At 61.2% G+C, this 16771-nt stretch carries 19 protein-coding genes, 1 other RNA gene and 1 riboswitch; of the genes, 11 read left to right on the top strand and 9 right to left on the bottom strand.

Translation table 11 applies throughout. From position 1 onward, the window contains the following. The first annotated feature begins 51 nt into the window (after positions 1 to 51). Entirely contained in the window at positions 52 to 126 is a 75-nt protein-coding gene (locus RIN13_RS20480) for a 50S ribosomal protein bL37 (protein WP_369299106.1), read from the top strand. A gap of 91 nt (positions 127 to 217) precedes the next feature. Here RIN13_RS20480 and rsrA read toward each other — a convergent pair whose 3' ends face one another. Together rsrA and RIN13_RS06370 are read right to left on the bottom strand one after the other, a co-directional pair. Further along, entirely contained in the window at positions 218 to 478 is a 261-nt protein-coding gene (gene rsrA, locus RIN13_RS06375) for a mycothiol system anti-sigma-R factor (protein WP_309106497.1), read from the bottom strand. Beyond that, the gene (locus RIN13_RS06370) at positions 475 to 1329 is read right to left on the bottom strand and encodes a sigma-70 family RNA polymerase sigma factor (protein ID WP_375164732.1); all 855 of its coding nucleotides are present in this window, start codon (positions 1327 to 1329) and stop codon (positions 475 to 477) included. Before RIN13_RS06370 ends, rsrA begins: the two co-directional genes overlap by 4 nt. 213 nt (positions 1330 to 1542) lie before the next feature. On the opposite strand from RIN13_RS06370, the gene RIN13_RS06365 reads away from it, so the two are divergent. The 10 genes from RIN13_RS06365 to RIN13_RS06320 all read left to right on the top strand — a co-directional run bounded on the left by RIN13_RS06365 (position 1543) and on the right by RIN13_RS06320 (position 10011). Further along, entirely contained in the window at positions 1543 to 2091 is a 549-nt protein-coding gene (locus RIN13_RS06365) for a DoxX family protein (RefSeq protein ID WP_309106496.1), read from the top strand. A gap of 6 nt (positions 2092 to 2097) precedes the next feature. After that, complete coding sequence (gene aroA, locus RIN13_RS06360; protein ID WP_309106495.1) at positions 2098 to 3522, top strand: 3-phosphoshikimate 1-carboxyvinyltransferase; 1425 nt, start codon at positions 2098 to 2100, stop codon at positions 3520 to 3522. Then, positions 3506 to 4621, top strand: a complete 1116-nt coding sequence (locus RIN13_RS06355) for a ribosome small subunit-dependent GTPase A (protein WP_309106494.1) — start codon at positions 3506 to 3508, stop codon at positions 4619 to 4621. Before aroA ends, RIN13_RS06355 begins: the two co-directional genes overlap by 17 nt. Before the next feature lie 78 nt (positions 4622 to 4699). Then, on the top strand, positions 4700 to 5512 hold the full coding sequence (gene hisN, locus RIN13_RS06350) for a histidinol-phosphatase (protein ID WP_309106493.1): 813 nt from the start codon (positions 4700 to 4702) through the stop codon (positions 5510 to 5512). A 158-nt stretch (positions 5513 to 5670) separates the two neighbouring features. Next, positions 5671 to 5784, top strand: a riboswitch (SAM riboswitch). Between the two features lie 33 nt (positions 5785 to 5817). After that, positions 5818 to 7239 (top strand): aminotransferase class V-fold PLP-dependent enzyme, encoded by a 1422-nt coding sequence (locus RIN13_RS06345; protein WP_375164731.1) that lies wholly within the window; start codon positions 5818 to 5820, stop codon positions 7237 to 7239. Between the two features lie 57 nt (positions 7240 to 7296). Beyond that, positions 7297 to 8055 carry a class I SAM-dependent methyltransferase gene (locus tag RIN13_RS06340; RefSeq protein ID WP_309106492.1) on the top strand — a complete coding sequence of 253 codons (759 nt, stop codon included), beginning with the start codon at positions 7297 to 7299 and terminating at the stop codon, positions 8053 to 8055. A 31-nt stretch (positions 8056 to 8086) separates the two neighbouring features. Then, a complete protein-coding gene (locus tag RIN13_RS06335) occupies positions 8087 to 8800 on the top strand; it encodes a metal-dependent transcriptional regulator (protein WP_309106491.1) in 714 nt (237 codons plus the stop codon). Next, positions 8801 to 9235 (top strand): CrcB family protein, encoded by a 435-nt coding sequence (locus RIN13_RS06330; RefSeq protein WP_309106490.1) that lies wholly within the window; start codon positions 8801 to 8803, stop codon positions 9233 to 9235. Next, positions 9232 to 9603, top strand: coding sequence for a CrcB family protein (locus RIN13_RS06325; protein ID WP_309106489.1), 372 nt, complete (start codon positions 9232 to 9234; stop codon positions 9601 to 9603). The genes RIN13_RS06330 and RIN13_RS06325 overlap by 4 nt, the downstream gene beginning before the upstream one ends. A 39-nt stretch (positions 9604 to 9642) precedes the next feature. Beyond that, positions 9643 to 10011 carry a hypothetical protein gene (locus RIN13_RS06320; RefSeq protein ID WP_309106488.1) on the top strand — a complete coding sequence of 123 codons (369 nt, stop codon included), beginning with the start codon at positions 9643 to 9645 and terminating at the stop codon, positions 10009 to 10011. 12 nt (positions 10012 to 10023) lie between these two features. On the opposite strand, the gene RIN13_RS06315 is transcribed toward RIN13_RS06320, so the two are convergent. The 7 genes from RIN13_RS06315 to prfB form a co-directional block, all read right to left on the bottom strand. Continuing rightward, positions 10024 to 10980 (bottom strand): trypsin-like peptidase domain-containing protein, encoded by a 957-nt coding sequence (locus tag RIN13_RS06315; RefSeq protein WP_309106574.1) that lies wholly within the window; start codon positions 10978 to 10980, stop codon positions 10024 to 10026. A 218-nt stretch (positions 10981 to 11198) separates the two neighbouring features. Further along, positions 11199 to 11567: a transfer-messenger RNA gene (gene ssrA, locus RIN13_RS06310) on the bottom strand. Between the two features lie 144 nt (positions 11568 to 11711). After that, positions 11712 to 12182, bottom strand: coding sequence for an SsrA-binding protein SmpB (gene smpB, locus RIN13_RS06305; RefSeq protein ID WP_309106487.1), 471 nt, complete (start codon positions 12180 to 12182; stop codon positions 11712 to 11714). Between the two features lie 142 nt (positions 12183 to 12324). Then, positions 12325 to 13710 (bottom strand): peptidoglycan DD-metalloendopeptidase family protein, encoded by a 1386-nt coding sequence (locus RIN13_RS06300; RefSeq protein WP_309106486.1) that lies wholly within the window; start codon positions 13708 to 13710, stop codon positions 12325 to 12327. Positions 13711 to 13736: 26 nt separating this feature from the next. Then, positions 13737 to 14648, bottom strand: coding sequence for a permease-like cell division protein FtsX (gene ftsX, locus RIN13_RS06295; protein WP_309106485.1), 912 nt, complete (start codon positions 14646 to 14648; stop codon positions 13737 to 13739). Beyond that, positions 14645 to 15442: a cell division ATP-binding protein FtsE gene (ftsE, locus tag RIN13_RS06290; protein WP_309106484.1), complete on the bottom strand. Its 798-nt coding sequence runs from the start codon at positions 15440 to 15442 to the stop codon at positions 14645 to 14647. Before ftsE ends, ftsX begins: the two co-directional genes overlap by 4 nt. 187 nt (positions 15443 to 15629) lie before the next feature. Further along, positions 15630 to 16745, bottom strand: a complete 1116-nt coding sequence (gene prfB, locus RIN13_RS06285) for a peptide chain release factor 2 (protein WP_309106483.1) — start codon at positions 16743 to 16745, stop codon at positions 15630 to 15632. Positions 16746 to 16771: the final 26 nt, after the last annotated feature.

Below are 16771 nucleotides of genomic sequence, written 5' to 3'. Positions count from 1 at the left end.
TGGGAGACTTGAGGGCAGCTCTTTTGAGTACCGATAGTAAGGAGGCCAGCTATGAGCAAACGTGCACGTAAACGTCGTGACCGTAAGCGTGGCGGCGCTAACCACGGGAAGCGCCCCAACACCTAAGCCACGGCTTGGAACAAAAGCTTAAAGCTTCGGGCCCCGGAATCCACATGGTTTCCGGGGCCCGAAGCTTTTGCTGTTTTTGGAGAGGCCGCTAGGCGTCGACCGGACGAATCCCGTGGATCCGGTCCAGGATGGAATTCTTGAGGTTCTCGGGAGCCGATTCAGTACACGAACGCTTCACCATGTTACGGATAACGCACTCGAGGTCGTACTGCTCAAGGCATTCTGAGCAGTCGTCCAAGTGGTTCTTGATCTCTGCAACGTCGTCACGCGTCAGCGCACCGTCGAGGTACTCATAAATGCGTTCCATCCGGGCGTCATCACAGTCGCCCAATCCTTGGCAGTCGCTCATATCCTGTTCTCCTGTGTGTCACTTCCGGGCGCCGGGGTGGATTCCCCCGCGGCTTTAAAACCCCGCTCTGCGGCATAGTCCGCGAGCATATCGCGCAGCATCTTCCGGCCACGGTGAAGTCGGGACATAACCGTCCCGATCGGGGTGTTCATGATGTCTGAAATTTCCTTGTACGCGAAGCCTTCAACGTCCGCAAAATAAACGGCCAACCGGAACTCCTCGGGTATCGCCTGAAGCGCCCGCTTGACGTCCGAATCCGGAAGATGGTCAAGCGCTTCAACCTCGGCCGAGCGCAAACCCGTTGAGGTGTGGGACCCAGCCCGTGCCAACTGCCAGTCTTCGATAGTGTCCGTGTTGGACTGCAGGGGTTCGCGCTGCCTTTTGCGGTAGAGGTTGATGTAGGTATTCGTCAGAATCCGGTACAGCCAGGCCTTCAGGTTGGTTCCCGGCTTGTACTGATGGAACGCCGAAAAAGCCTTGGTATAGGCCTCTTGGACGAGGTCCTCCGCATCGGCGGGGTTCCGCGCCATCCGCATCGCAGCGGAGTAAAGCTGATCGACATACTGCATGGCGTCGCGCTCAAAACGGAGCCGCCGCTCCTCAGCCGATTCGGATTCGACATCCACTTCCGGTTCAGGGGCCGGCTGCCCGGCCTCTTCACCTGCCGCGGCCAGGGCTGCGGGTGTGGCATCGTTTCCGACTGCCTCGTACATGGCCGCTACGGCCGGATCCAGGGTGCTCATTGCAGTCAAGTCTACTGTTACCTTCCGCTTGCCCGGGTATGCAGCAGCGCCTGCTTCCCACTCCTGTGCAGGACTCAGCAGGTTGATGTCGTCCTTTACCAAACTCAAACTTGCTCTCCACTCTGTGTCCGGACGTCAATGAATCCGGGGGACGTCCATGCTTCCGGTCAGACCGGTCAAGCCACTACGCGGTGCCTGACCGGAGCGATACAGGCCTGCATTTCACAACGACGGGTGGCAGGCAAATATTCCACAAAAGTGCAAGACTAGAACCGGTTCCCCCGCGGAGATTGCGCGGCTCGTCCATCCAGGAGGAAATTCATGTCCTTTGTCCGTTTTCTCGCCCGGCCCATGCTGGCATCCAGTTTTGTCCTTGCTGGCGTGGATAAGCTCAAGAATGCGGATGATACTGCCGCACAGTTGTCTCCCCTGCTTCGACGTGCTTCTGAATCCCTCCCGTTCCCTGCAGATGAAAGACTCCTGGCCCGGCTGATCGGCGGTACCCAGGTAGGGGCGGGCCTCTGCTTCGCCCTCGGAAAGTCCGCACGGATGGCGGCTGCTGTCCTTGCTGTCATTTCAGCCTTGAACGCCTTCGTGGAATGGCGCAGCGCCGACATCAGTTCCAAGGAAGGCCGCCAGTCCCGTCGTAATCAGTTGCTGAAGAACATGACGCTGACCGGAGGGGTCCTCTTGGCGTCAGTGGATACTGCAGGCAAGCCGAGCCTGGCGTGGCGCGCCGAACACCTCGCCGCGGACGCGCGGAAAGGCGCGGGGCATCTGGCCGCAGATGCCAGGAAAACCACAGGTAAGCAGCTGAAGCGTGCAGACAAAGCAGTTCGCAAGGCCGTAGACCATGCAGCGGGAGCATAAAGCAGTATGACCGGAATCACCTCAGCCGCTCACGCTGCCCCCCTCTCGGCTGACCCCGGCCACCACTGGCCGGCGCCCTACGCAGCCCGCCCGGTTGACGCCACAGTTGCAGTACCAGGCTCAAAGTCCCTGACCAACAGGTACCTTGTCCTGGCAGCACTTGCTGATGGTCCTTCAAGGCTGCGTGCCCCGCTCCACTCACGCGATTCTGCATTGATGATCCAGGCCCTGCGCCAGCTGGGAGCCATTATCACCGAGGTTCCCGGAGACAGCGTATTCGGCCCCGACCTTGAAGTATCGCCCATCACCGGATCCGACGCCGCCGGGGAGGCTTCTATAGATTGCGGCCTCGCGGGTACAGTGATGCGTTTCGTTCCCCCGCTCGCGGCGCTGCGCAACGGCGGCACCCTCTTCGACGGGGACCCGCATGCACGCGTGCGGCCCATGGGCACCATCATCACGGCTCTTACCTCGCTGGGCGTGACAGTCAGCGGCGAAACAAACGAGCCGCCGTCGTCCCTGCCGTTCAAGGTTGAAGGGACGGGACAGGTTCGCGGCGGGCACCTGGTTGTTGATGCCAGCGCCTCCTCACAGTTTGTGTCTGCGCTGCTGCTCGTGGGAGCCCGGTTCGCTGAAGGCCTCCACCTGGAACACGTTGGCGCGCCTGTCCCCAGCCTTGACCACATCAACATGACGGTGGCAGCACTGCGCGGCGTAGGCGTCTCAGTGGACGACTCCCGCCCAAATCACTGGGTCGTCTCCCCCGGCCCCATCAGCGCCTTCGACCAAAGGATCGAACAGGACCTGTCCAACGCCGGGCCTTTCCTCGCGGCTGCAGTGGCCACGGGTGGAACGGTACGGATTCCCAACTGGCCCGAGGGCACCACGCAGGTTGGCGATATGTGGCGCAGCATCCTCCCGGCATTCGGCGCAACCGTCAGCCTGGAGGACGGTACCTTGACCGTCACCGGTGGGACCGAAATCAAGGGCGTCGAATTCAGCGACACGAGCGAGCTTGCCCCAACGGTTGCCGCGCTCTGTGCACTTGCCACGGGTCCGTCCAGGCTCAGCGGCATCGCGCACCTGCGGGGCCATGAAACGGACCGCCTTGCTGCTTTGGTCAGCGAGATCAACGGGCTTGGTGGAGACGTCGAGGAAACACCGGACGGCCTGCTCATTCGGCCCACTCCGCTCCATCCGGGCATTTTCCACAGCTACGCTGACCACCGTATGGCGACGGCCGGGGCCATTGTGGGTCTCGCCGTCCCTGGCGTGGAAGTCGAAGATATCGCCACGACGGCGAAGACCATGCCTGAGTTTCCGCAGATGTGGACTGACATGCTGGCACAGGGACCTGACTCCGGCTCCGCCACACGTCGTGGACCACGGCACGCCCGGGAAGAGGCTTCCAACGGTGGCACGCAGCACTGAGTCCTGGGACGAGTCCGATGTCCGGATCCGTCCGAACAAAAAGGGCTCCCGCCCCCGCACCAAGGACCGTCCCAGCCACGACGACGCCGTCACCGGCAGGATCATCACGGTAGACCGGGGCAGGTACACAGCGGTCGTGGGCGAAGACTCAGGGAATGAACGGACGGTGGTGGCCGCCCGCGCCAGGGAGCTTCGCCGCTCCCCAGTGGTGGCTGGAGACTTTGTTTCCCTCGTTGGAGACGTTTCAGGAGAGCCTGACACGCTGGCACGACTGGTCAGGATTCAAGACCGCAAAACACTCCTGCGCCGCAGCGCAGACGATACTGACCCCATCGAGCGCGCCGTGGTGGCCAATGCCGATCAGCTTGTCATCGTGGTTGCAGCGGCCAACCCGGAGCCGCGGACAGGTTTCATAGACCGGGCCCTGGTGGCTGCATACGACGCCGGCATCGACCCCTTGCTGCTGGTCACCAAAGCCGACGTCAAGGACCCGGCAGAGCTGCTGGCCAACTACCGCCATCTGGATTTTCCGGTAATTATCAGCCGCACCGCTGACTCAGCGGCTTCAGGAATCGATGCCCGCTCGGATGACGGGCTGTCTGCCCGTCTGGACCGTGAAGCGGTCGCGCAGCTCCGCCATCACCTTGACGGCAAGGTCACCGTCATGCTCGGCCACTCGGGCGTTGGCAAGTCCACTATGGTGAATGCCCTCACAGGCGCTGAACGGGCCACTGGAGGGGTCAATGCCGTGACGGGTCGCGGCCGCCACACGTCGTCGTCGGCCCTTGCCTTGAAAGTCACCGGCGCTCCCACAGGAAGCTGGATCATCGACACACCCGGAATCCGCTCCTTCGGACTGGCCCACGTGGATCCGGACAGGATCCTGCACTCCTTCCCCGACCTTGAGCCTGGGACCGAGGCCTGTGAACGCGGCTGCAAGCACGACGCCACAGCAGTCAACTGCGGAGTGGACGCCTGGGTGGCCGAGGGCCATGCCGGAGCTTCCGGTGCCGCACGGCTCGCTTCGCTCCGCCGCCTCCTCGGCACAGATCCGCGCATGGAAGCACAGGAAACAAAGGAACTCGGCAGCGTCTCCTAAAGGCACGCTGCGGTCACATTGGCAGCGTTGCTGCAGCGCTTCCGGGCCTGAAGGCCGCCGAGACGGTAGTTTGGAACCATGACCCAACCCGCTTCGAGCTACAACGATGACCTGCGCCTCGCCCACGTCCTGGCTGACTCCGTGGACGATCAGACGATGAGCCGCTTCAAGGCGCTTGACCTTCAGATCGAAACGAAACCCGATCTGACACCGGTTACAGACGCTGACAAGGCTGCCGAGGAATCCATCCGCGGGCAGCTGTCGCGCTCGCGCCCCCGTGACGCTGTCCTCGGTGAGGAGTTCGGAAGCTCAGGGCACGGTTCCCGTCGCTGGATCATCGACCCCATCGACGGAACCAAAAACTTCGTTCGGGGTGTGCCGGTCTGGGCCACCCTCATCGCGCTCGTCGATGAAGGCGAACCCGTAGTTGGCCTCGTCAGTGCACCGGCCCTGGGCAAACGCTGGTGGGCAGCCAAAGGCGCGGGGGCATACATGGGCCGATCCCTGGCTGCGGCCACCAGGCTGCGGGTCTCAAACGTCTCGGAACTGTCGGACGCTTCGTTGTCCTACTCCAGCCTGGGTGGCTGGAAGGAACGCGGGAATCTCGATGAGTTTCTTGGATTGACTGAGGAGGTCTGGAGGACAAGGGCTTACGGGGATTTCTGGTCCTATTGCCTGGTTGCAGAGGGTGCAGTGGATATAGCCTGCGAACCCGAACTGAATCTTTACGACATGGCTGCGCTGGTTCCCATCGTGACCGAAGCGGGCGGGCGGTTCACCTCCTTGGAGGGCGATGACGGCCCCTTCGGCGGCAATGCTCTGGCCACCAACTCGATCCTCCACTCAGAGGTGCTCAAGCGGCTCAACCCTGATCTCGACGACCTCTTATAGGTTGCCGGCTAGAATTATCGACGGCGGAACATCCAGCTAAGGGGGTTCCGCCGTCGTTTTGTTCGGTCAAAAGGTTGTTTGTCTACCTGCCGTAACAATCGGCTTAACAATCGGATCAACTTTTTCATGGCTGACCGAATGTCTTAAGCTCGATAACAGGTCACGAGTGCCAGCGCTAAACCCCGGTTTGCTGGCCGGCAACCCTCCATTCGCGGTGGGGTGCCCCGGGTGACGACCAGGCCGGTCCGGAACGGACCCGGCAAGCGCGGATCCCGGCTGAGGGGTCCTGTCAGAGTGAGGTCCCATTGACTACTGCCATTTACTCCCCCGACGCCGCTGCTGAGGCTCCTTTCAGCGAACAGCACGCCGCCCTCTCCGTGTCCCGCCGCCCGCTTGCAGCTGTCACAGGGGCGGAGATCCAGGCGCCGCTCATCCAGGGCGGACACATCCGCTACGCCAACCTCGACTACGGTGCGTCCGCTCCCGCGCTCTCGGTTGTCTCGGCCTACCTGAACGAGATCCTGCCCTATTACGCCAGTGTCCACCGCGGCGCGGGTTACGCCTCACAGATCAGCACCTCCGTTTATGAAAACTCACGCACCATTGTCCGCGACTTCGTAGGCGGCCGCTCCGATGATTCGGTGATTTTCACGCGCAACACCACCGATTCCCTGAATCTCCTCGCCGGGTGCCTTCCTGCTGCGGGTGGCCGGCACATTGGTGAAGTGCTGTATCTGGACATCGAACATCACGCCAACCTGCTTCCGTGGCAGGGAATCCCGCACCGCAGCGTCGTGGCGGAGGACACCCTCGCCGGAACCATCGCCAATCTCCGCGCAGAGCTGGAGCAGGGCGACATCAGCCTGCTTGCGGTCACCGGAGCCTCAAACGTCACCGGCGAAATCCTGCCCATCCGCGAACTGGCCGCGCTGGCGCACGAATTCGGCGCCCGGATCGTCGTTGATGCGGCCCAGCTTGCTCCGCACCGCCGGATCAACATAGCAGCGGACGACGTCGATTATCTCGCCTTTTCGGGTCACAAACTCTACGCTCCGTTTGGTTCCGGCGTCCTGGTGGGCCGCCCTGACTGGCTCGACGCCGGCACACCCCACCTCGCAGGCGGCGGCGCGGTCCGCGAAGCCAGGCTGGACAGCGTCAGCTGGACGACTGGCCCGGCACGCCATGAGGGCGGTTCCCCCAACGTTCTGGGCGCTGCGACCCTTGCCCGGGCCACCGAGGTCATTGCTGCCCTGGACCAGGACCTGTGGCACGCCCACGAATCGGCCATCCGTTCCTTCCTCGTCGAAGGGCTGCAGAAGATCGAAGGCGTCACTGTTCACCAGATCTTCAGTGACACCGGTTCGGCCACAGACACGATCGGGGTAGTGAACTTCTCCGTGGAGGGCTACGACGCGGGCCTGGTGGCTGCATACTTATCCGCGGAGCACGGCGTGGGGCTGCGCGACGGCCGTTTCTGCGCTCATCCGCTCCTGAAGCGGCTGGGGCTGCCCTCAGGATCCTTGCGGGCCAGCTTCGGCTTGGGCTCCCGCCTCGAGGACGCCCAGCGGCTGCTTGCGGGCATCGAGGAGCTGCGCCGTACGGGTCTTGGCTGGGACTACGTAGTCGATGCCGGACGCTGGGTGCCGGCAAATGACACCCGCACCTACCCCGAATGGGCACCCAACACCCCGGGAACCGCCGGAGCTGCGCCCTGCATTGAAGACTGACCCGCGCTGAGGAGGTAAATTCAGGGGGAACCAACAGCCGGCCGGAGGAGAGTACGCGTGGCGCGGGGAGGCCCCAAACTTCATCAGCAGCGCCGCCGCGAACTGGGCATGGCTTTCCAGGACGGCGGCGAGCACTACGATCGGGTCCGCCCGGGTTATCCTCTCGACTCCGTAGACTGGCTTGTGCCGGCCGCGGCACGTGACGTTGCCGATGTCGGTGCCGGAACCGGTAAGTACACCGAACTGCTGAGCCAGCGCGGCCTGCGGGTGACCGCCGTCGACCCCTCCCCTGACATGCTGGGCCAGCTGCGCAGGGCGCTGCCCGGCGTAACGGCGCTTGAGGGCACAGCGGAGTCCACCGGACTCGAGGATGCCGCGTTCGACGTCGTCACTGTCGCCCAGGCGTGGCACTGGTGCGATCCCCTGCGGGCCAGCACAGAGGCCGCCCGGATCCTCCGTCCCGAAGGAGTGTTGGGGCTCATCTGGAACCAGCTGGACACTTCCGTACCGTGGGTACACAGGCTTTCCCGGATCATGCATGCCGGCGACGTCCTCAAACCGCACTTCAGGCCGGTTGTGGGGCCCGAATTCGTCGACCTGGAAAGCCATCTGACGCGCTGGGAAGACCCGCTGACGCCCGACGACATTCTTGCACTCACCAAGTCCCGCAGCTATTACCTCCGCGCCTCGGAAGCTGTCCGGGCGAAAGTCATGGCAAATCTTGAGTGGTATCTTCATGAGCACCTGGGTCACGCCACCGGCGCCGCCATCGGCCTTCCCTATCTGACCCAGTCCTGGAAGGCGTATAAAGCGTGAGGCTGCAGGACATAGCGGTAGGCTTGGTTCCGTGAAGACCAGCGCGCCATCCTCCTCCATCGAGGACTACGTCAAGGTCATCTACTCCTTCACAGAGTGGCAGGACAAGCCCATCACTTCGTCGCAACTGGCCCAGCGCCTGGGCGTCGCCAACTCCTCCGTCTCAGAAATGGTCCGGAAGCTCAAAGAACAAGGGCTGGTTGACCACAAGCCCTACAGCGCCATTACCCTGACGGAGAACGGGATCAGTCTGGCTCTTTCCATGGTCCGGCGGCACCGGCTCATCGAAACCTACCTCGTGCAGGAACTGGGCTACAGCTGGGACGAAGTCCATGATGAAGCAGAGCACCTCGAACACGCGGTGTCGGACACCTTCATCGAGCGCATGGCGGCAAAGTTGGGGAACCCGCTCCGCGACCCCCACGGAGATCCCATTCCCTCTGCAGACGGTTCCGTCAAAATGCCTCCAGCCCACCGGCTGAGTGAACTGGACGAGGGGCACACCGGCAGAATTACCCGGATCAGCGATGAAAACCCGGAACTCCTGCGGTATCTTTCCTCGGAAGAGATCGATCTTGACGCCAACGTCGAGGTAGTCGGCCGGAAGCCGTTCGGGGGGCCGCTCGTCGTACGAATTGGTTCCGGCGAGGTGCGTCGTGAGTTTGACCTCGCCGATGAGATCACCTCCGCCCTGTGGGTCTACAGTGAGACCAGCCATGCGGGCTGCAGGCTTCCGGTCCTCTAAATGCCCTCGTACTGGACAAGCGCCCTGAAGGCTCCGGGATGGAGGGCCTGGCTCGCAGTGGCTGTTGGTGGCCTGGCGGGAAGTGAACTCCGGTACGGGCTGGGTCTCCTCTTCCCCGAGCACCCGGGATCCATTCCGTGGACAACCCTGGCGACCAATGTAAGTGGCAGCTTTGTGCTGGCGCTCCTGACAACATTGTGGATAGCCCGGCCGCGAACATCTTTCTGGCTCCGGGCAGGGATTGGTCCGGGGGTTTTGGGTTCCTTTACCACGTTCTCGGCAGTTGTCTTCGCCCTCGACAGGCAGATCCGTGACGGGCAGCCTGCACTCTGGATTCTCTACCTCGGGCTTTCCCTCATCCTCGGGCTTGGTGCCGCCGCGGCCGGTTGGAAGGCCGGCAAGGCTCTCGCTGATATCACAGGAGGGGCGCAATGACCGCTGCGCTGCTCGTTGGGCTCTTCGGAGTAGCGGGCGCCTTGCTCCGCTTCGCTGTTGACACTTTATTTGTCCATCGCACCGATTCCCGCTCGCATTGGCCGTGGGCTACATTCCTGGTGAACATAACGGGCTCCCTCATCATCGGCCTCTCCATGGGGATCAGCGGCCGGCTGGGACTGGGGCCGGAACTGCAGACGGGACTTGCTACAGGTTTGGCAGGCGGCCTGACCACCTTCAGTTCATGGACGACGGCGACAGTCCGGTTGGTGAGCGAACAGCGCTTCGGTGCGGCCTTCCTGAATATCAGCGCCAATCTGCTCGCAGGTCTCGCTGCTGCCGGGGTCGGGATCATCCTCGCCGGTTGAGGAATCATCGGCGCCAAGACTCACGTATCGTTGACTGTGATGATGAGCAGACGTGACGCCGCAATAGCCCTGGACGTTCCCCTTGAAATGGCCCAGCGCCACGGCATTCCCTCCCGCCTTTCCGAGGCAGAGTTGCGTGAAATACTCGACAACCCGCCGCCGTGGCTGGTGCAGTCCCGTGCCAATCGAACAGGCAAGCGGCCTGTGTGGGTTCACCTGCAGTGCGATGTCTGCGGATATTCGGAGGCCGCACGCCCCAAGAAATGGTGGCCGGACTTCACCTACGTCAGCTGCGCCCACCACAGTCCGGCCGAAGTGCCCGCGCCCGCAGCCGGCTTCGTCAGAAGCGAGTTCGACGGCATCGGAACCCGCTTCGTTGGGATTGCCGACGTGGACCCCTCTCAATAGGGCGAGGCAGGATCAGCCGGCATCCGTCATTTCCTCTGGCACCGCAACGAGATGCTGCTCCCTTCCATCCCGGAGGACAACCAGGTCCAGCGGCGCCCCGATTGCTTCAGCAAACATCAGCTTCTGTAGGCTTTCAGCATTGGACACAGACTTCTTGCCCACACTGAGCAGTACATCAGCGGGCTGCACTCCGGCGCGTTCAGCCGGTGAGTCCGGCAGTACCTCGACGATTCGCAGGCCTTCCCGTTTGCCGGTCCTCATCACGGCGCTGACGGGAAGCTGCACGGGAGTGCTGACAAGGCCCAGATAAGCGCGCCGGACCCGGCCATCAGTGAGCAGGGACGAGATGATGCGTCGGGACGTGGCATTGATCGGGATCGCCAGTCCCAGGCCTGCTCCCGCAACAGCTGTATTGATGCCCACAATCCTGCTATGGGCATCCGCCAGCGCTCCTCCCGAACTTCCGGAGTTGAGCGCGGCATCAGTCTGTATGACATCTTCAATTACACGGCGGTTGCGCCCCGCCCAGATGGGTATCGACCGTCCCAGTCCACTCACCACTCCTGCGGTGACTGACCCCGCCAAGCCCAAAGGGTTTCCGACGGCCACTACAAGCTGTCCTACCTTCAGGTTTTCTGCGTCCCCGAAGTCCGCCGGTGGGGCAGCCTGCGCCCTGCCCCTCACAATGGCGAGGTCCGAGAGGCGGTCTGCACCTACTATTTCGATCTCCGTTTTGCTGCCATCGGTGAAGACTGCATGGCCGCTCTGCGTGCCGCTGACCACATGCGCGTTGGTCAGCAAATACCCGTCCGAGGTGAAGAGAACTGCAGAACCGGCCCCGACCCGGAACCTTCCGGACCTTCCCTTGCCTGTCATTTCAATGGCAGCCACGTGGGGCGTCACCGTCTCCGCCACGCGGATCACAGTCGCGGAATAGGAATCAAGAGGGTCCGCGGACCCCTCGCCCATGTCGGGATTTGGATGGATAACCGATGCCACAGCGCACCTCCCTAAGACTCGCCTTATCTAATTCAACGACGGTCCGGGCGTGCATAGTCCAGCCATTGCTACGCCCAAAGTGAAACTGCCGGATCGCGAAGCCGAAGCAGTCGATTAGCCGACAGCGCGCAGCAACGATTTCCGGGCAAAAGAAAGCCCCTAGATCACAAGGATCCAGGGGCGAACTCCAGTGGAGATGGGGGGAATTGAACCCCCGTCCGATGTCGTGTTGTCAGGGCTTCTCCGGGCGCAGTTTGCGGCGGATTTTCTCGGCCCCAGCTCTCTTGCAAACAAGTAGCTGATCCGGGCCCAGTCATCTAAGAGTCCCGTTTACCCCGATGACGGAGGCAAACAGCAGTGGCTATCTAAATGACGCCAGCATCCGGGGCAATAGCAACCTCGGGCTGACGGACTGTCTTACTGCTTAGGCAGCAAGAGCGAAGTCAGTGCGTTTTGATTCGGCACTTATTGGTTTGCAGACAGCGTTTACGAGATAATTCTGCATCCTCGGCCCGCTTCACCTGTCGCGACTAACATCGTCGAAACCGATCATCCCCATATTTTGTTATCAAACCGGTCAGGTTCTTCGCGGAATCCGCTCCGATCCTTCCCGGACTACCAATAATAACGCACGTTCCCTCAAAATCATTCCCGACGACGGCGCAACACTCCCTGCCGCTAACGCGACCTACAGGACCAGACTAGCGACGGTTCCTGGAGCGCATTTCCCGCAGCGCCTCACGTGTGTCCTGCTGTTCACGGAGGGTCTGGCGCTTGTCGTATTCCTTCTTACCCTTGGCAATGCCAATCTCCACCTTGGCCCGCCCGTCCAAAAAGTACAGCTGGAGCGGCACAATGGTGAACCCGGACTCGCGGATCTTGTGGGAAATCTTCACAAGTTCCTCGCGGTGCAGCAGGAGCTTACGGCGCCTGCGCGCTGCATGGTTCGTCCAGCTGCCTTGGTGGTACTCCGGGATGTGGATGCCCTCCATCCAGAGTTCGTCGTTATAAAACGTGCAGAAGCCGTCCACCATGGAGGCGTGGCCCTCCCGCAACGACTTGACCTCTGTTCCCATCAGGGCGATCCCGGCCTCATAAGTGTCCAGGACGTGGTAATCGTGCCGGGCCTTACGGTTGGTGGCCACTATCTTGCGGCCACTTTCTTTAGGCACGGTAGAACTCCTCAGATCTAGTGTTTAGACAAACTTCATGGGGGTGGACTGCGGCCCAGGGACCGGATGTACTACACCCAAGCGTGAAGCCCTTCCAGTGTACGGCAGAGTAGCCGGGCTCTTCAGGTAGCGTGGATCGAGCCTAGAGCAGGTTCATGGGGTCCACGGCTGAGCCGTTCAACCACGTCTCGAAGTGCGAATGGCATCCGGTTGAGTTGCCCGTGGTACCCGAGTAGGCGATGAGCTGACCTTGGCTGACTTGCTGGCCTGCTGACACCACCACGCTGCTGTTGTGGTAGTAGATCGTCGTCAGCGAGTTGCCCTGGACCACACCATGCGAAATCTTGACGTGATTGCCGCCGCCGTCATTCCCCCAACCGGCTGCAAAGACAGTACCGCCGGCCGCCGCGTACACGGGGGTGCCGCACCCGGCCCCAAAGTCGATTCCCGTGTGCATGTAACCGCCGGTTCCGTAGAAGTCAACGGTACCGGGCGGTGTGGCCCGCCAGCCGAATCCAGAGGTAATGGGTACTCCGCCGGAGAAAGGCGACCTGAGGCCAAAGGCTGACGGCGATCCCTGGACCGGGACGTAGGGCTGGACAGCCTGGCCCTGGGCTCGTGCAGCGGCTGCTGCTGCTTCTGCGATTCGCCGCTGTTCAGCCTCCCATTGCTCGCGCAGTTTGCGGTCCCGCTCAGCGATTTCGTTGGCTACCGCGTTTTGTTGGGCCTGCACCTTGGACAACTGCGACTGGATACCTGGCTTGGCCGCCTGCAGCTCTGCATTGAGCCGTGTGGTGTCGGCGATGAGCTTGTCCACCTGGTCCTTCTTGGCGGCAGCCTCGTCGCGGGCAGCTTTTTCACGCTCCAAGGCTGCGTCTGCCTTGGCTTTGAGATCCTTTATCTCGGCTTCGACCGCCTGTAGGCGCGCCTGAGAATTCACGTTGGTGGCATTCTGCTGGCTGAGCTTGTCCATGGCGGAGTTTTGACTCCGCATGGCCTGATCGGCAAGGTCGATCGTGTCCGTCAGGCTCGTCCCGCTGTTCGCGCCCAACAGCAGGGTGAGGTTTGATGGCACGCCGCCGGATTTATAAGCCTGCGTTGCGATCTGCCCGATAAGCTTCTTCGTGTCAGCGATCTTTTTCTTGTCGCTCTCCAGCTGCTCGGTGATCTTGGCCTTGTTTTGCTGGGCGAGATCCACTCGGGCCGCAAGTGCCTCAACCTCTTTTACCGCGCTTGCTACCCTGCCCTGGGCTTCAAGCAGGGCCTGCTGAGCTCCAGGAAGTTGACCTTGATAAATGACCAGCTCTCCGGCTGCCTGCGCTATACGGGCGTCGACGAACTCCAATGACTGTTGAACGCGGGCGGCCTCAGCTTGCAACGCGGCCTGCTGGTCCTCAAGGTCATCCGCCAAGGCAGCGGGTGCAGACGTCGCGAGGCTCGAGCACAGCACCAACGCCAAGGCCGCGCTGATCACGCGACCTCGGTATCGGGCCCTGGCTGATGGTGCGATTCTGTTCATTGACGTCATGAGCTTTCCTTTAGGGTACGCACAGCCTAAACACGCAAATATCTGCGTAGGGTCAAGAGAGACGAAATTCCTGCCAAGATTACACCCAGCGCGAAAAGCGCAGGAACCAAGACCAGCGTCTGACTCGGTGAAATGAATGGCGTGTCCTGAAATTGCTTTGACAAATCGCCGAGGAAAAAATACGAAACTGCCCAAAGTGTTCCGGAAGCCAAGGCAGCGCCAATAAGGGCAGCGATGACACCCTCCAGAATGAAGGGAAGTTGAATGACTGTCTTGGACGCCCCCACCAACCGCATAATTCCCGTTTCCCGCCGGCGGCTGAAGGCGGACAACCTGATGGTGGTGGCAATCAGCAGGATGGCACAAACGATCATGACAGCCGCGATAACCACGGCGACAACGGACGCTCCGTTCATGACCGAGAAAAGCTGCTCGAGGATCTTCCGCTGATCTATGACGCTTTCCACGCCCGGCTGGGAGGCAAATGTCTCGCTGATAATTTGATACTTTTCGGGATCCTTCATATTGATCCGAAATGACGCAGGAAGCTGGTCAGGAGCCACTGAATCAACGATGGGCGAGTTGGAAAACTGCTCTTTGAAATGCCCGTACGCGTCTTCCTTTGATTCAAACTGGAATTCGTTAATGTACTGGGCGACGGCTGGGGACCGCAGCAATGCTTCCAGGTTCTTCTGTTGCTCCTCAGTCACGGGCCCGGAGGCACAGCCCGCAGCCGCGGAACCTTCGCTGCAGAGAAAGATCGCTACCTGGACCTTGTCGTACCAGTAGCCCTTCATCTGGTTGATCTGCAGCTGCAGCATGCCTGCGGCGCCGACAAAGGTCAGCGATATGAAGGTCACCAGGATGACAGAAATGACCATCGTGAGGTTACGGCGCAAACCACTGCCGATTTCACTGAGGATGAATGCGAGCCTCACTGCATCGCCTCCCCTGACGATGTACCGTCCTGGCTGACACGCTCTGGTCCCACCAGATCATCAAGGCCGCTGGCGTCCTTGAGTCGCCGCGATTGCCCAACGACCGGAATCATGGACGTGTACAGTGCCTTGGCCTCATCACGGATCACCACGCCATTCCGGAGCTCCACCACACGCTTACGCATTTCATTGACGATGTCGTCGTCGTGAGTGGCCATCACTACTGTGGTGCCGTTCTGGTTGATCTTGTCCAGAACGCCCATGATGCCCATTGACGTCGTAGGGTCCAGGTTTCCGGTGGGCTCATCCGCCAGCAGGATCCCGGGGCGATTGACGACGGCGCGGGCGATTGCCACGCGCTGCTGCTCACCACCGGAGAGCTCGTGGGGCATACGGTGCTCTTTGCCTTCCAGCCCGACAGTCTTAAGCACTTCGGGAACAGTCGACCTGATGACACTCCTGCTCTTGCCAATGACCTGCATGGCGAACGCTACATTGGCAAAGACATTTTTCTGGGGCAGCAGCCGAAAATCCTGGAAAACGACGCCAATACCGCGGCGCAGCCGCGGAACACGCCAGCTGGAAATGTTCGCTACGTTCTGGCCCGCTACGTAGACAGCTCCCGACGTCGCTCTGTCCTCTTTCAGGACCAGACGCAGGAACGTCGATTTCCCCGAGCCGGAGGCGCCGACCAGGAACGCAAATTCGCCGCGATCGATTTCGAGCGTGATCGAATCCAGCGCGGGTCGCGCCTTCCGGTCGTACACCTTAGTGACATTTTCGAAACGGATCATGGCCCTAATTGCCCCGCAGCACGTGGGCACACGGCTCACTTCTGCCGCCGGTGCACGGGCTTTCGGTTTGGGGGAAGTAGGGCTCCGGCTTCTCGACTATACGCACGGATATTCGCGAATTCCCGGGAATAACGGGGCGTGTCGCTCAATTCCGACAAGCTGAGGGGCCGTATCGACGGCCGGTTGACTACTTTTCGGCGTTGCGGTTGTCAGTACGCCAACGGATGCCGGCATCAATGAAATCGTCGATCTCGCCGTCGAACACTGCAGAGGTGTTCCCCACTTCGTGCTCGGTGCGGAGGTCTTTGACCATCTGGTAGGGGTTCAGGACGTAAGAGCGCATCTGATCGCCCCACGAAGCTTTGACGTCACCGGCGAGGGCCTTCTTTTCCGCATCCTCCTGGACTTTCTTCAAGAGGAGCAGCCGGGACTGCAAAACCCGCATAGCCGCTGCCCTGTTCTGCAGCTGTGACTTTTCGTTCTGCATGGAAACCACGGTGCCGGTCGGAATGTGTGTGAGTCGAACGGCTGAGTCTGTCGTATTAACTGACTGCCCACCAGGACCGGATGACCGGAAGACGTCAACGCGGATCTCGTTGTCCGGGATCTCGATCGAATCCGTTTGCTCGATCAGCGGGATGACTTCAACGGCAGCAAAGGAAGTCTGCCGGCGGCCCTGGTTGTCGAACGGGCTGATACGCACCAGGCGGTGTGTGCCGGCCTCTACGCTCAGCGTGCCAAAAGCATACGGAGCCTTCACTTCGAAGGTGGCCGATTTAAGGCCTGCTTCCTCCGCATAGGAGGTATCCATGACAGTGGTGGGGTATCCGTGGCGCTCGGCCCAGCGAAGATACATGCGAAGGAGCATTTCAGCGAAATCTGCTGCATCCACTCCCCCGGCTCCCGAGCGGATGGTGACAACAGCTTCACGTTCGTCGTACTCACCCGAGAGGAGGGTCACCACTTCGAGTTCTTTGAGTGCTTTGCGGATGGATTCGAGTTCGGCGGCAGCTTCACCCATCGAGTCGGCGTCGTCCTCGTCCTGTCCCAGCTCCACCAGAACTTCAAGGTCGTCGATTCTGGAGGCCAGCGAGTTCAGCCGTTCGAGCTCGGACTGCCGGTGGGAGAGTTTAGAGGTGATGACTTGGGCTGCTGCCGGGTCATCCCACAGATCAGGCTCACCTGCGCGTTCACTGAGTTCAGCAATCTCTTCCTTGAGCGCTTCAACGTCCGTGACGTTCTCAATGGACATGTAGACGGCGCGAAGAGCGCGGATTTCTGCAGAAAAATCAATTTGAGCCATGGTTCCTCCAGCCTACGCTATCTGCC

It is taken from the genome of Arthrobacter sp., from assembly GCF_031179985.1.
Classification (GTDB): Bacteria; Actinomycetota; Actinomycetes; order Actinomycetales; family Micrococcaceae; genus Arthrobacter.
The sequence above is the reverse complement of the archived record's forward strand: the minus strand, read 5'-3'. Positions and strand labels throughout refer to the sequence as shown.